Origin of the sequence: Spirulina subsalsa PCC 9445, assembly GCF_000314005.1 — a bacterium.
GTDB classification, from domain to species: domain Bacteria; phylum Cyanobacteriota; class Cyanobacteriia; order Cyanobacteriales; family Spirulinaceae; genus Spirulina_A; species Spirulina_A subsalsa.
Map to the genome: position 1 here is coordinate 4,731,344 of NZ_JH980292.1, position 14,065 is coordinate 4,745,408.

A 14,065-nucleotide genomic window follows, 5' to 3' on the forward strand; every position below is an offset into this window, starting at 1 on the left:
TCGGTGTCATCCCTTGATGCCCCCCAAGCCCGGTTTTATTCAGCAAACCCTAAATTACACTCGAATCCGTCACATCAATGGGAATCCCTGCCTGCGCCAATAAATCATCATCTTTGTACACTTCTAAATCAAACCAGAAAGTACTGCCTAGACCCACTTCACTAATTAAATGAACGCGGCTATGGTGTTTTTCTATAATATTCCGCACAATGGATAAACCTAACCCCGTTCCTTCTAAAGTATGCACGCGGTTTTCCACCCGGAAAAAGCGTTCAAAAATCGCCTGTTGATCTTCCGGATCAATGCCTGTCCCGGTGTCTGAGACTTCCACCCGTACCTTCTGCACCTCTTCCCTCACGCTAGTTTCCGGCTCAAGGGTATAAGCGCGAATGGTCACTCTCCCCCCCTCATCGGTAAACTTCAAAGAATTGCCCACTAAGTTAGCGAAAACCTGCAACAGTAAATCATAATGCCCCAAAACCGAGGGAAGTTCCTCCTCAATTTCTTGGGTTAATTCAATGCCCTTATCTTTGGCGTTCAACTGATACGTTCTGAGGGTTTGCTCAATCGGTCTAGCTAACTCAACGGCCTCTAATTTGTAGGTTTTAGATGACTCTAACCGGGATAAATCTAACACATCATTCACTAAACGGGTGAGTCGATCGGTTTCATTATTAGCTGTGTGAAGGAACTCTCGCCGTTCTTCTTCACTTAAATCCTCGCCATATTCGTAGAGCGTTTCGATAAAGGATTTGATATTAAATAAGGGCGTGCGCAATTCATGGGAAACATTACTAATAAATTGGCTTTTAGCCTCATTTAACTCGACTTCTCGGGTAATATCCTGAACCGTCATGGCAATCCCTTTGATATTTTCCCGATATTGATCAAAAACTTGGGTTAATAAAATGCGAATCGTGCGTTCTGCGGGTTCAGATAACGTAATGCGGAACTCGTCCCCCTCCCGGTCGCGAGTCATTCCCTCGCCCACTTCTTCCGATTTATGGGGGAGACGATGGGCAATTTGATAGAGAGGACGGGTTAATTTTACCGTGACGTTAGGAGGGAGGTGGTGCAAGACATTTTTTCCCGCGACTTCTTCCCCTTCCCAAGCAAAAATCCGGCGAGCCGTTGGATTAACTAAAATAATTTGTAGGTTAGTATTTAATAGCACCGCACCGTCAGCAATGGTGGAAACTAAGGTTTCTAATTTGGCTTTTTCGGCGGTTAATTCTTCAATATTTTGTTCTTCATACCGTTCCAAACGTTCGGCCATGTCATTAAAACTATTGATTAATTCTCCCAACTCTCCTCCGAAGGGTAAATTAATCCGTTGTTTAAAGTTGCCCGCCGCAATATTTTTCACTCCCACTAATAATTCTTTAATAGGTTTGGTAATGGTCAGGGCATTAAACACCACTCCTAACATCACCATTGACCAAATGGAAATAAACACAGCAATGGTGACATCGCGGGTTAAGTTAGAGGAAACCACGACGGTGGGATTGGGGTTAATGCCTACTGCTAACACGCCTAAATATTGCCCTTCGTGATGAATGGGAACAAAAACATCTGTCACTTCTCCATCCGGGGTTAAATGTTGCCGCACCATTGGCAAGTCGGAATTCGCCGCATAGGTTTCGGGGAGTTGAATCCGTCGTTGAATGGTTAAGGAGTTTTGAACGGCGGCCTCGGAGTAGGGGATGCCAAAGAAAATCCGGCCTTCTCCATCGGCATAGAGGAGGTAGCGCACGCTGGAGGTGCTGCTATAGAACCGACTGGAGAAGCGGGACACTTCAGTTAGGTTGTTCTCGGCAATCAAGGGGGCAACATTGGCGGCCAGTAATAATCCTAAATCTCGACCGAACCGAGTATCATTCATCCGGGCATCTTGTTGGATGGTGTTGACAGCCCAAAAGGTCAAGCCGCTCATGACGAGGGACACAACCAAGGTTGCGCCAGCCATGAGGCGGGTTTGGAGGGTGAACTCTGACCACCAACGATTGATGACTTGTCGAATCGTCTTGAGTAAGGTTAACAAGATCGTCTGTGGGAAAGGAAAGAACTATAAGGTATGATTACGCTGCATTATACCGAATTAATCGGGGGTTGCTGGTGGTTTGGGGGGGGTGGATTCCTCGGGGATAGAGGGGGTTTCTGATGCCGGGGAGGGGGTTGGGGGGATTTCTTCGGTTTTGCTGTCTTCCTCTGTGATTTCTGGGGTTTTGATGGCTTCGGGGGTGGGGTCAACAACGGGGGGCGGGGTGACTTCGGGGGGTTTCGATTTGACCCGATAGGCGATGTCGGGGCGGTAATAGATGCCTTCAAAGTCAATCTGGTGGATAGTCCGATAAGCTTTGGCGATCGCACTATCAAAATCCTCCGCCAAAGCGGTCACCCCCAGCACGCGCCCCCCATCGGTTACAAAGTCCTTGCCCTTCTGTTTAGTTCCTGCATGGAAAATAAACACATCCTCGGCCTCTAACTCTAATCCACTAATCCCTTTTCCCTTTTGGAAACCCCCCGGATAGCCCCCAGAGGCAGCCACCACACAAACAGACCGTTGCTCTTTCCACTCAATGGGCGGGAAGTCGGCCAGTTTCTGCTCCACACAGGCGAGGAGAAGTTGATGTAACGGGGTTTCAAGCAGGGGTAAAATGGCCTGAGTTTCCGGGTCGCCAAAACGACAGTTAAACTCTAAAACCTTGATATCTCCTTGGGGGCTAATCATTAACCCCGCATATAAGACCCCACAATAAGTAATTTTCTGCCGTTGGAATTCCGCCAAGGTAGGATCCAGCACCTCCCGTTCAATGCGCTGCATTAACTCGGGAGTTACAAGAGGAGCCGGAGAATAGGCCCCCATGCCTCCGGTATTTTCCCCCGTGTCCCCTTCCCCGATGCGTTTATGATCTTGGGCGGTTAATAGAGTGCGATAGGTTAGACCATCCGTGACCGCAAAAACCGACACCTCTTGCCCGGTGAGATATTCCTCCACCACCAATTTCCGCACCCCTTGATCCCAGAGGGAATCAACGGCCCCATAGGCTTGAGTAATGGTTTCGGCGACAACCACCCCTTTACCCGCCGCTAAACCATCGGCCTTGACCACAATCGGCGCGCCCTGTTGAGTAATATATTCTCTCGCCTTAGCGGTATCAATAAAGGTTTTAGATTGAGCCGTGGGAATCCCCGCTTTTTTCATGAAGAGTTTCGCCCAGGACTTGCTCGATTCAATTTGCGCCCCGGTTTTCGTCGGGCCAAATACCTTAAGGTCTTGGGTTTGGAGAAAGTCCGTAATTCCCCCGGCTAGGGGAACTTCCGGCCCCACCACTACGAGGGACACCCCTTGCACATTGGCAAAACGGGCAATCCCTTCAAAGTCATCCACACGCATAGGCAGATTTTGGCAACGTTCTAGGGCGGCAGTCCCCCCATTCCCCGGCACACAAATCACTTTGCTTACCTTGGGGGATTCTAATAATTTCCAGACCAAAGCGTGTTCACGACCGCCATTTCCGACCACTAGAATTTTCATTACCTTTTTTCACTCCAGACGAAACACATTAAACCCCAAGGGTAGAATTTTGATTTTGAGCAGACTATGCCCCACTGTACCCGCAAGTCACTATAAAACGGTTCTTGGGGAAATTCAAGCGTCCCGATATGGGGATCGGGGAATCCCGAGGAGGAAAGGGGAGAAAAGGGTTGAACGGTCTTGATTTGGGGCTTTTTTTAGCTGGGGAGGAAGGCCCAAGCCAAAAACGTTAAAATAGGGCTTGCTAAATAAGTCGGAGAGTTGGGGAGTTGGGAGTCGGGAATAGGGAATTGGGAATAGGTAATAGACATCTCCCCTGCTCCCCGTTCCCTGTTCCCTGTTCCCTGATTCAGCCAGAAAGATATGTCGCCCTCCCTCACCACAACCCCTCTCGCAGAGTTTTTGACTCAAGAAAATATTGAGTCTTCGCCCGCGTGGGAATTGATTGATGGGCGTGTTGTTCAGAAACCCATGCCGACTCTTTTTCATTCCCGCTTACAGCGCAATCTGATGAATTACATCAACGAGCAAACCGATCGGTTTGAAGCCATACAGGAGTTGCGCTGTATCATCCCACCCTACTCACCTGTTCCCGATATCGTGGTGATTGCCACTGAACGTTTATCCAATGAGGATGGCCCATTTAATGGCTCTCCCGACTGGTTGATTGAAATTCGCTCCCCAGACCAAAGCACCTTAGACCTACAGAATAAGATTCTCCACTGTCTTCGCCACGGGACACAACTGGCTTGGCTAATCGATGGCAACAGTCAGCAGATTTGGGTCTGGGAAGGTGAGAGTTTGCCGCGCATTTTTTCCGGCACAGACCTTTTACCTGATTGTGGTCTGGGTCTAGAACTCACGGTGGAGCGCATTGTGGCTATGACTCGGCAAAAATCCTGAGTGAGTTTATATAATTTTTATTTATATAGGGTCTGCTGAATATCCCTCTAATCACTGTTACTAGGACTTTCGATTGGGAGCGAGAACGTGCAAGGTTTTAGTGATAAAGAATCAAAAAGGCTTGCCTTTTTCCGGCTCCCCCTTCCTGTTCCCTGTTCCCTAGCCCCACGAGCAGAGTTATTCAGCAAGCCCTACATAGGGTCTGCTGAATAACACCAGATGCTAAGCTAGGCTCAACAAGGGAACAGGGAACTCTTAACAGGGAACAGATCATCTAAAACTGGCACGATTGCCTATTCCCGACTCCCGACTCCCGACTCCCGATTCCCCAACTCTCGGACTTATTCAGCAAGCCCTACATAAAAATTATGGGTTTCTCTCTCTCGAAAGGGACAACTCACGGTAGAGCGCATTGTGGCTATGACCCAGCCAATCAGGAAACCCGTGTTATATGGGTAGAATTAACGTCTGGTAGTTCACAATAGCCATTCTTTTACTGGAGTGCAATACTTGGGGCTTTGGCGCATTTTTTGTTCAAAAGGGCAGCAATCCCGGATTTTAGCAAAAACCGGGTGGCTGGTCTATCTTTATGGGTTTAACTTAGTCCAAGTCTTGGGGGCGTTGTTGGTCTGAGATTATCGACTTTTTGACCGCTTTTTGGTAACGCTTAGTCACGATTCTTTCTGGGTCGATCCCTTCAAATGTTGGTGGAATCCAAGCCCGCACTAAGAGCAGTCCGGCTAAAACGATTAAAAATGAGCCTGTGGCCAGAATTTGCACCCAAGGCGTTTCTAGAGCTCCTCGCACAATCACTTCTCGGAGAACCGAAACAATCGAAACCTCCACTGCAACACCAATTGAAACCCGTTGTTCTTGTAGGTAAATAATCAGTAAGCGGAATAATTCAACTAAGATTAATAAAAACAGAATATCAGCCGTTACCGCTTGAAATTTTATGGGAGGCAAAAGGGAGAAAAACATTTCTCGCAATTCCAAGACCATGAAACAGAATAAACCAATACACAAAGAAATCACGATTAAGTCTTGGATCGTTTCTAAAATTCGCACAATTTTGGTGCGATTTAACCAAGCGTAGGATTTAGCAGAAGGATTATCTAAGAAATTTTGCATGGATGCAACCTTGAAAGCAGGATGATTTGATCATAATTCAAGGGGTGGTTATTTTTTATAGGTTGAATGTTTAATTTAGTTATAGGTTTGATTACCAAATAACAACTTTGTGTTCGCTTTTGTCCCGACCGCTCACCTGTTATGCCTGACTGTGAAACAGGGCTTTCTGGGGTTTCTCGCGCCTTCCCCCACCTGCGAGGGAGCGAGGCGGGGGGTAAGGAGCGGTGGGCGAGAATCATTAATTAATGGCTAATTTGTTTATTGATAAGTTTTAATTATTTAAAAAATAGTGGGTTTCTTTCTATCGAAAGAGACAAAAGTCTAGACGATTGTCTATGATAAAACCATTAAAATTTCCTAAAATTGTCCCCATTTATCCCCCAAAGTGGTGGATTCCCAGCCCCAAATCATGAGGTAGTGATTCTATGCCTGATTTTTTCAGCCAGACCATTTGGCTCATTCCCTGCTATGCGCTAATTGGCGCGGGACTTGCTCTGCCGTGGTCGCCGGGATTTATTCGCCGAACTGGACCGAGGCCGGCCGGATATGTGAACGCCCTGATGACGTTTATGGCGTTTGTTCATAGTCTGATTGCCCTGATCCAGACTTGGAAGCAGCCCCCTTATAGTCTTTCCTTCGAGTGGCTCAATGCCCCCGGATTAACTATTAGCCTAGACTTGGAAGTGTCCAGCGTTGCTCTAGGGGCTTGTGTTTTGATTACGGGCTTAAACTTGGTCGCTCAAATTTATGCGATCGCCTACTTAGAGATGGATTGGGGCTGGGCGCGTCTTTACTCCCTCCTCGGACTGTTTGAAGCGGGAATGTGTCTGCTAGTCCTCTGTAGCTCCCTCTTCTTTAGCTACGTCATCCTAGAAATCCTCACCCTAGGAACTTATCTCATCGTCGGGATTTGGTACAATCAATCCCTCGTGGTCACTGGGGCAAGAGATGCTTTCCTCACCAAACGGGTGGGCGACCTCATTCTGTTGATGGCCGTGGTCGCCCTCTTGCCCCTCTCAGGAACATGGAACTTTAGGGAACTAGCCCTCTGGGCGCAAACGGTAGACCTTGACCCTACCGTAGCCACCCTGTTGGCCTTGGCGCTAATTGCCGGCCCGGTGGCAAAATGCGCTCAGTTTCCCCTCCACCTCTGGCTGGATGAAGCCATGGAGGGGCCTTATCCTGCCACCATTCTCCGGAATACCGTCGTGGTGTCTACCGGGGCTTGGGTATTAATTAAAGTGCAGCCCATTCTCGCCCTTTCTCCTTTGGGGTCTAGCGTTGTGTTCGCCATTGGGGCGGCGACGGCGGTAGGAACTAGCCTGATTTCTGTGGCTCAAATTGATGTGAAACGGGTCTTGTCCTATCTGACCAGTGCCTATCTGGGAATTATCTTTATCGCGGTGGGTGTTGGGGCCACTCAAGCGGCACTGGTCTTACTACTCGCCTATGCTCTGGCCATGTCTCTGTTGATTATGAGTACCGGGGGAATTGTTCTCAACAACATTAGCCAAGACCTCACCCAGTATGGGGGCTTATGGTCCCGTCGTCCCATTTCCGGCCTCTGCCTGATGGTGGGGGGTCTTTCCCTGATTGCTCTCCCTCCCTTTGCTGGTTTTTGGTCGTTAGTCCCCATTGCCGATGCACTCTGGGACAATCATCCCCCCCTGTTTGCTGTGGTGTTGGCGGTTAATGCCATCGTCGCCTTTAGTGTGACTCGTCTGTTTGGGCGGATGTTTGCCGGAGTCGTGACGGACTTTACCCGTCGTTCCCCGGAGGGGCTTTGGTTGCTAGTTCTGCCCATGACCGTGGTTGCAGGTGTCACCCTCCATCTGCCCTTACTGTTTGTTCAATGGCAAATGCTCCCCGATTGGGCGGTGGTCAATCCGGTTCTGGCGGTCTTGCTTACGGGGTCAAGTGTAGCGGGGATTGGTTTAGGGGCTTTGGTTTATCTCAATCCCAACTGGCCTAAACCTGTCAAACTGAGTTCCCAAGCCTTACAAGATTTCTTTGCCTATGATTTCTATACTCCCCAACTGTATAAGGGAACGATCATTTTTGCGGTGGATCGGATTTCTCGGGCGGTGTATTGGTTAGACCGCTACATCATTGATGGGGCGGTGAATTTGGTGGGCTTGGCGACGGTGTTTAGTGGGGAAACGCTCAAATATAACACCAGTGGGCGATCGCAATTTTACGCCTTCTCTATTATCCTCAGCGTCGCGATTTTCATTGTTCTAACCATCTTCCCCTATGTTTCCAGCCTCTAATCCCCATCTTGTCCCCCCCCATCTTCTTCCCCCCTTCCAAAGGGGGGCTAGGGGGGATAAGTCCCTTGAAAGGGGGGCTAGGGGGGATAAGTCCCCAACGTGGCAACTAGGAGGGATACTCCCTTAGCAATCCCGCTCATCTCTATCACATCTTGTTAATCAACCATGCTCACAATCCTAATCCTGATTCCGTTAATCGGAGCGTTACTGATTAGCTTCGTCAAATCTGGCACCACAGCCCGCAAGGTTGCCCTAGGGACAGCTACAGTAGGGTTCTTCTGGACACTCTGGCTCTTAAGTCAATTCGACTTGAACAATAGCGGCCTGCAATTTTCTGAATATATCCCCTGGGCCAATACCATTGGCTTAAGTTATAGCCTCGGTGTAGATGGTCTGTCTCTGCCCTTATTAGTCTTAAATGCCTTTTTAACGGCTGTTGTGGTTTATAGTAGTACCGCCGCCATTGGACGTTCTCAACTCTACTATGCCCTCATTCTTTTAGTGAACGCCGGAGTGGCTGGCGCCTTCCTCGCCCAGAATCTGCTGCTTTTCGTCCTCTTCTTTGAATTGGAGTTAATTCCCCTCTACCTGCTCATTGCCATCTGGGGGGGCGAAAAACGGGGCTATGCGGCGATGAAATTCCTCCTTTATACGGCGCTGTCGGGAATTTTAATCCTAGCGGCGTTCTTAGGGGTGGTCGTCCTCAGTGGTCGCCTCAACTTTGATTATGATAGTCTCGCCAGTCAAAACCTCTCCCTCCAAGCCCAATTGATTATCCTAACCCTCCTATTAGTGGGGTTAGGGATTAAAATTCCCTTGGTTCCCCTCCATACTTGGTCACCCGATGCCTATGTGGAAGCTTCTCCCCCGATTGCCATTCTCTTGGGGGGGATTCTGGCTAAACTCGGCACCTACGGCTTAATTCGCTTTGGCCTCCAGATGTTCCCTCAAACTTGGTCAATTGTCGCCCCCGGATTAGCCGTTATTGGGGCAATTAGCGTCATGTATGGGTCTTTGAGTGCGATCGCCCAACAAGATATCAAGCGCATGGTTGCCTATAGTTCCATCGGTCACATGGGCTATATTCTCGTGTCGGCCGCCGCCGGAACCGAATTGAGCATTTTAGGTGCGATCGCCCAAATGATTGCTCATGGTCTAATTCTCGCCCTACTCTTTAACCTCGTCGGTATCGTAGAAGCCAAAGTCGGCACCCGGGAACTCTCCAAACTCAATGGTTTAATGAATCCCATTCGCGGCCTACCCCTCGTCAGTGGTTTACTCGTGGCGGCCGGGATGGCCAGCGCGGGAATTCCGGGGTTAGTGGGATTTGCGGCTGAATTTATCGTGTTTCAGGGCAGTTTTCCCGTCTTTCCTCTGCCTACCCTCGTTTGTATCCTCTCTTCTGGGTTAACCGCCGTCTATTTCGTCATTCTGCTCAATCGTACCTGTTTCGGCAAACTCGACAACAACCTAGCCTATTATGATCGTCTGACTTGGGCGGAACGCTGGCCGGCTCTCGTGTTGTGCGCCACGATCTTCTACTTTGGTCTACAACCCAACGCCCTAATTCGTTGGATGCAGCCCACAGCCGTGGCCATTGCCTCCACCGTACCCCCCACCCCGGAACTCATCGCCCAACAGCCCCAATAACCTTATTTTTCCCTAAACATTATGGTTCAATCCCCTCCCCAACCTACCAAAAACCCCCTCCCCCCCTCCCAGCATCCCTATGCTGAGATTGTCCACCGTCTGGAAGCCGGGGGCTCCATGCTTCCCGACACCCCAGAAAACCTGATGCAAATTATCGGCATTTATAAAGCCTATGCCGTCCCCATGGACTTCTACTGGCGGGACTTACTCTATATTGCCGAGCAAGTCTTTCTCAATCCCCTACCCGCCTTTAAATATTTTCTCCCCCAATCCTACTTAGACCGTCCGAATAGTTATGCTGGAGAACAGTCAGAACTGCGAGTCTGGCGGGGGGAAGCGGGGGCGCATCCTGAACTGTTGGAATTTATGCAACGGGGCGAAACGCGCCAGATGCCTAAGCTATTCCATCACCTCTGGCATGATCGGATTAACATGGAATTTGCAGAAGCCTGTATGCGGGCTATGCTGTGGCATCAAGGCATGGGGGGCGGCTTTTATGACTACCTCGAAAGTGAAGAGTATATCGCCAATTGCGATCGCGCCATCCGAGCCTACTTTAAAGGGAATCCCTTGATGCTCGGACTCTATAAACTCTTCCCCACCCTGTTCTTAGAACAGGTGCGCCAACTCTCCTACTATGCCAATCTCGGACTCTTCTGGGAAGTCATGGCCCCCGTCTTCTTTGAAATGTCCGACCTCTACGACGAAGGCCAATTAACCAGCGTCCCCGCCGCCATGGAATTCCTCGTCAACGGGATTTTTGCCGTCGCCAGTCGTCCCATTTACCATCACGTTTATATCCGAGGGGAATGTTACGAAATCATCCCCAAATCCCAAGGATTTACTTGGCTCTATGAAGCCGCCCTGCCCTATGTAGAAGCCGTGTTTTACCGCACCGCACCCTTCCGAGGCACAAAATCCTACAACGCCCAAGCCAAACAAGTTCCCTCAGAACAAAAAGACTTTCACTATGGCATTCTCTACGCCGATGTTTTCCCCGTCGGCAGTGCAGGCATTCCCCCCACCTTACTAATGCAGGATATGTCCCATTTCCTGCCCTCCTATTTACGGGACTATTACCAACAACATTGTCGGGGAGAAGATGACCAATTAATCCAGTTAGGGATTACCTTCCAGCGTTCCATGTATAACGTCACCTCCGCCGTCATCCAAGCCCTACGTCAAGCCACCTGCTATCCCCTTGATGACCCGGATCCTGAGCATTTACAAAAAAATCGGGAATTCTTCGAGGCCCAGTTAGATCGTTTTCTGCGTCCTGAAGCTCGATTAGCCGATATCCAGCGTCCCGACTATCGTTAAAATTCCCTATTCCCTATTCCCTATTCCCTATTCCCTATTCCCTCTCCCCTGCCCCCCTGTTCCCCGTTCCCCGTTCCCTGTTCCCTATTTTGAACAGATAGAGACGTTGCTGCTACAATGGTTGTGGAGCGACGTGGACTTACAGCCCTTGAACTGGGGGTCAAACTGCTTGAGTCCGAAACGGTGATTGCTACGCAACGCTTCGCTACGCAACGCTTCGCGTTCGCGAAGCGTCACGAAGTGAACGCGAACGGGGATCTCCCGAAAAAGGCATCTAGAACCTCCCGTAGAAGCAGGAAAGCCTCATAGCAATATGAGGATTCCGCCCTGTACAGCTTGCGGTCAACGTCGAGAGGAAGTTTACAGCAAGTTGGGTCTATGAATGAAGAATCCCCTAGCCTTTAGGCTCGGGAGTGTCAACAAGCCCCAAGTATTAGGTAGAACCATGAATACTACTCCCCCCCCTCCCACTCGTTTCCCTCAAAAATTGCTCCTGAGTTTCGCTAAAGCGGGATTTAATACATTTTTAATTATCTTGACGGTGACAGTTTGGCAATCTGGCAGCAGTTTAGTGAATGAGGTGGGAAAATTCTTCTCATGGCACAAAACAGAACCGGAAATTGATATTTCTAACCTGCTGATTGAAAAGTTGCGTAGTGCCAGCGAGTTGACTACAGCAGTCTATGCCATGGAAACAGTAGTTCCGGCCTACCAAAGTCGTGAAATTTTGGGCGTTACCCTAGGCACGACACGACTCCTCTATGTGGCCTATGGGGAAGTGAAAGCCGGGGTGGATCTCAGTCAATTAACGACTGAGGATGTTCAGGTGGAAAATGGCAGGGTTATTGTCACCCTGCCCGCTCCTGTAATTTTAGATAGTAAGATTGATGTCAACCGTTCACGGGTCTATGATTATAGTCGAGGGTTTTTAAGTCTCGGGCCGGATGTGGGGCCACAACTGCAAAGTCAGGCCGCCCAGGAAACCCTAGATCAGATGATAGCGAGCGCCTGTCAAGAGGGGGTTTTAGTTCAAGCAGGCGATCGCGCCGAATTAGCGGTAAAAGAACTGTTAACTCTCTCGGGTCATGAACAAGTGGAGATTACAACCGCCCCCCCGAATCTCAGTGCTTGTCCGACCCTAACATCTTTCTCTAGTCGGTAACTTGATAACTATGCAAACGACAGGAAAAATTGAACATCGCGGCATGGGGCCGGGTGCTTGGGCATTGGTTGCGGATACGGGAGAAACCTACGAACTGCGCAATGCCCCTTCTGAACTGTGTCAAGCGGGATTAAAAGTGAAACTCAAGGGGGAGGTGCGACGGGATATTATGACCTTCGCTATGATTGGCCCGGTGTTTGAGGTGCAATCCTTTGAGGTGATAGGGGAGTAAGTTCTGAGGTTAAACACAAACTTCTCCCAAAGGAATCGAAGCAATAAGTTGACGAGTATATTCGGTTTTAGGGTTCTCATAAATCTCGTCGGCCCGGTCGAGTTCTTCAATTTTCCCTTGATTCATAACCATAATGCGATCGCTCATAAACTTAACCACACTCAAATCATGGGAAATGAAAATATAAGTTAACCCGAACTCCCCCTGTAACTCCTTCAGAAGATTTAAAACCTGCGCTTGCACCGACACATCCAAAGCCGACACCGACTCATCACAAATAATAAACCGAGGATTCAGCGCCAAAGCCCGAGCAATACAAATCCGTTGCCGTTGTCCCCCAGAAAACTCGTGAGGATAGCGATTCACCCAATCTGGATTTAATCCGACCCGTTCCAATAAATAGACCACCCGTTCCCGACGTTCCTTGTCTCCTTTCCCCACTTGATGCACTTCCAAGGGTTCTAAAATCGCCTTGCCGATACTGATCCGGGGATCTAGAGAATTATAGGGATTCTGGAACACAATCTGCATTTCTCGACGCAGACGACGCAAACGGCGCTTAGAACATTTCGTAATCTCTTCCCCATCAAAATAAATCCGACCTTGTAATTCCGTCGTCAAGCGTAACAACGTGCGCGCTAAGGTCGATTTCCCACAGCCTGACTCTCCCACCAATCCCAACGTCTCCCCAGGGTACACCTCAAAGGAAACCGCCTTGACGGCCATCAAATAACGCTTTGAGAAACCAAACATCCCCCGCACCGGAAACCCCACGCTTAAATCCTGCACCTCCAACAAGGGTTTCGTCGTGGGGGGAATCGTCGTGACTTCCTCCACCTCTGGAGAAATGACCGTAAAGGGTTTTTCCTGAATCACCTCCTCCCCATTGTCCCCCCGCACCACTTCCATAAAATCCGACACCGTGGGGAGAAAGGTAAGTTTTTGATCCAAACGCGGCCGACAAGCTAATAAACCTTTGGTGTAGGGGTGTTGAGGATGTAAAAAGATTTGACCCACCCGGCCTCGTTCAACCACCTTGCCTTTATACATCACCGCCACCTGATCCGCCACTTCCGCAATCACCCCCAAATCATGGGTAATAAAGATTAAAGACATCTGACGCGCTCGGCAAAGCTCCCGCAAAAGGTCTAAAATGGTCGCCTGCACGGTCACATCCAGCGCCGTTGTAGGTTCATCGGCAATTAACAGGGTAGGATTGCAGGAAATGGCCATAGCAATCATCACCCGTTGTAATTGTCCCCCCGAGAGTTCATGGGGATAGCGCTTGAGAATCGTCCGTTTTTGGTAGTTGATAGACTCGCTGATGTCACGCTCCGGAATCCGGGTGGGATCTCCCCCCACTTCTTCGAGATATTGCGCCCTTAACTGCTCATCAGAAGGCAATAAGCGCACTTCTTGCAAGGTCAGAATCGCTTTGCGTCGAGCGTCGCTTTCAGATACCCCTTGATGGAGTTGAATCGCTTCGACCAGTTGAAAGCCAATGTTATAAACGGGGTTTAAAGAACACATGGGATCTTGGAAAATCATGGCAATTTTCCCACCCCGTAAAAGACGGCGTTTTTCTTCGCTGAGGGTTAATAAATTAATGGGATCTTGGTTAGGTTCTGGGGTAAACCAAATTTCTCCCTCGGTAATGCGTCCGGGTGGGGGAACTAATCCCAATAAAGCCAGAGAGGTGACGGATTTCCCCGATCCTGACTCTCCCACAATCCCCAAGGTTTGACCCCGTTTTAATTCAAAATCGATCCCATCTACAGCGTTGATGGTTTCTTCTTCGGCGAAAAATTGAACTTTGAGGTGACGAACATCTAATACGGAATCAGTCATTGGGGATTGAT

General features: G+C 49.3%; 10 protein-coding genes. 6 read left to right on the forward strand and 4 right to left on the reverse strand.

Annotated elements, in window-relative coordinates; translation table 11 throughout:
• Positions 1-49: 49 nt before the first annotated feature.
• On the reverse strand, positions 50-2,041 hold the full coding sequence (gene nblS / locus SPI9445_RS0121555) for a two-component system sensor histidine kinase NblS (protein ID WP_017306868.1): 1,992 nt from the start codon (positions 2,039-2,041) through the stop codon (positions 50-52).
• Positions 2,042-2,098: 57 nt separating this feature from the next.
• Entirely contained in the window at positions 2,099-3,538 is a 1,440-nt protein-coding gene (purD, locus tag SPI9445_RS0121560; RefSeq protein ID WP_017306869.1) for a phosphoribosylamine--glycine ligase, read from the reverse strand.
• Positions 3,539-3,901: 363 nt separating this feature from the next.
• On the opposite strand from purD, the gene SPI9445_RS0121570 reads away from it, so the two are divergent.
• The gene (locus SPI9445_RS0121570; RefSeq protein ID WP_017306871.1) at positions 3,902-4,441 is read left to right on the forward strand and encodes a Uma2 family endonuclease; all 540 of its coding nucleotides are present in this window, start codon (positions 3,902-3,904) and stop codon (positions 4,439-4,441) included.
• Positions 4,442-5,041: 600 nt separating this feature from the next.
• On the opposite strand, the gene SPI9445_RS0121575 is transcribed toward SPI9445_RS0121570, so the two are convergent.
• The gene (locus tag SPI9445_RS0121575; protein ID WP_017306872.1) at positions 5,042-5,572 is read right to left on the reverse strand and encodes a phosphate-starvation-inducible PsiE family protein; all 531 of its coding nucleotides are present in this window, start codon (positions 5,570-5,572) and stop codon (positions 5,042-5,044) included.
• 425 nt (positions 5,573-5,997) lie between these two features.
• On the opposite strand from SPI9445_RS0121575, the gene SPI9445_RS0121580 reads away from it, so the two are divergent.
• The 5 genes from SPI9445_RS0121580 to SPI9445_RS0121605 all read left to right on the forward strand — a co-directional run bounded on the left by SPI9445_RS0121580 (position 5,998) and on the right by SPI9445_RS0121605 (position 12,206).
• Entirely contained in the window at positions 5,998-7,842 is a 1,845-nt protein-coding gene (locus SPI9445_RS0121580; RefSeq protein WP_026080002.1) for an NAD(P)H-quinone oxidoreductase subunit F, read from the forward strand.
• Positions 7,843-8,007: 165 nt separating this feature from the next.
• The gene (locus SPI9445_RS0121585) at positions 8,008-9,492 is read left to right on the forward strand and encodes an NADH-quinone oxidoreductase subunit M (RefSeq protein ID WP_017306874.1); all 1,485 of its coding nucleotides are present in this window, start codon (positions 8,008-8,010) and stop codon (positions 9,490-9,492) included.
• Between the two features lie 21 nt (positions 9,493-9,513).
• Entirely contained in the window at positions 9,514-10,812 is a 1,299-nt protein-coding gene (locus tag SPI9445_RS0121590; RefSeq protein ID WP_017306875.1) for a CO2 hydration protein, read from the forward strand.
• A gap of 445 nt (positions 10,813-11,257) precedes the next feature.
• Positions 11,258-11,974: a DUF4230 domain-containing protein gene (locus SPI9445_RS26555; protein WP_164674574.1), complete on the forward strand. Its 717-nt coding sequence runs from the start codon at positions 11,258-11,260 to the stop codon at positions 11,972-11,974.
• Positions 11,975-11,984: 10 nt separating this feature from the next.
• Positions 11,985-12,206, forward strand: coding sequence for a hypothetical protein (locus SPI9445_RS0121605; RefSeq protein ID WP_017306878.1), 222 nt, complete (start codon positions 11,985-11,987; stop codon positions 12,204-12,206).
• 9 nt (positions 12,207-12,215) lie between these two features.
• Here the strand turns inward: SPI9445_RS0121605 and SPI9445_RS0121610 are convergent, their stop codons facing one another.
• Positions 12,216-14,054 (reverse strand): ABC transporter ATP-binding protein, encoded by a 1,839-nt coding sequence (locus SPI9445_RS0121610; protein WP_017306879.1) that lies wholly within the window; start codon positions 14,052-14,054, stop codon positions 12,216-12,218.
• Positions 14,055-14,065 lie beyond the last annotated feature (11 nt).

Excerpts from the sequence above, each read along its gene's own strand:
- purD (WP_017306869.1), bottom strand. The coding sequence starts at position 3,538 with ATGAAAATTCTAGTGGTCGGAAATGGCGGTCGTGAACACGCTTTGGTC.
- SPI9445_RS0121570 (WP_017306871.1), top strand. The coding sequence starts at position 3,902 with ATGTCGCCCTCCCTCACCACAACCCCTCTCGCAGAGTTTTTGACTCAA.
- SPI9445_RS0121575 (WP_017306872.1), bottom strand. The coding sequence starts at position 5,572 with ATGCAAAATTTCTTAGATAATCCTTCTGCTAAATCCTACGCTTGGTTA.
- SPI9445_RS0121580 (WP_026080002.1), top strand. The coding sequence starts at position 5,998 with ATGCCTGATTTTTTCAGCCAGACCATTTGGCTCATTCCCTGCTATGCG.
- SPI9445_RS0121585 (WP_017306874.1), top strand. The coding sequence starts at position 8,008 with ATGCTCACAATCCTAATCCTGATTCCGTTAATCGGAGCGTTACTGATT.
- SPI9445_RS0121590 (WP_017306875.1), top strand. The coding sequence starts at position 9,514 with ATGGTTCAATCCCCTCCCCAACCTACCAAAAACCCCCTCCCCCCCTCC.
- SPI9445_RS26555 (WP_164674574.1), top strand. The coding sequence starts at position 11,258 with ATGAATACTACTCCCCCCCCTCCCACTCGTTTCCCTCAAAAATTGCTC.
- SPI9445_RS0121605 (WP_017306878.1), top strand. The coding sequence starts at position 11,985 with ATGCAAACGACAGGAAAAATTGAACATCGCGGCATGGGGCCGGGTGCT.
- SPI9445_RS0121610 (WP_017306879.1), bottom strand. The coding sequence starts at position 14,054 with ATGACTGATTCCGTATTAGATGTTCGTCACCTCAAAGTTCAATTTTTC.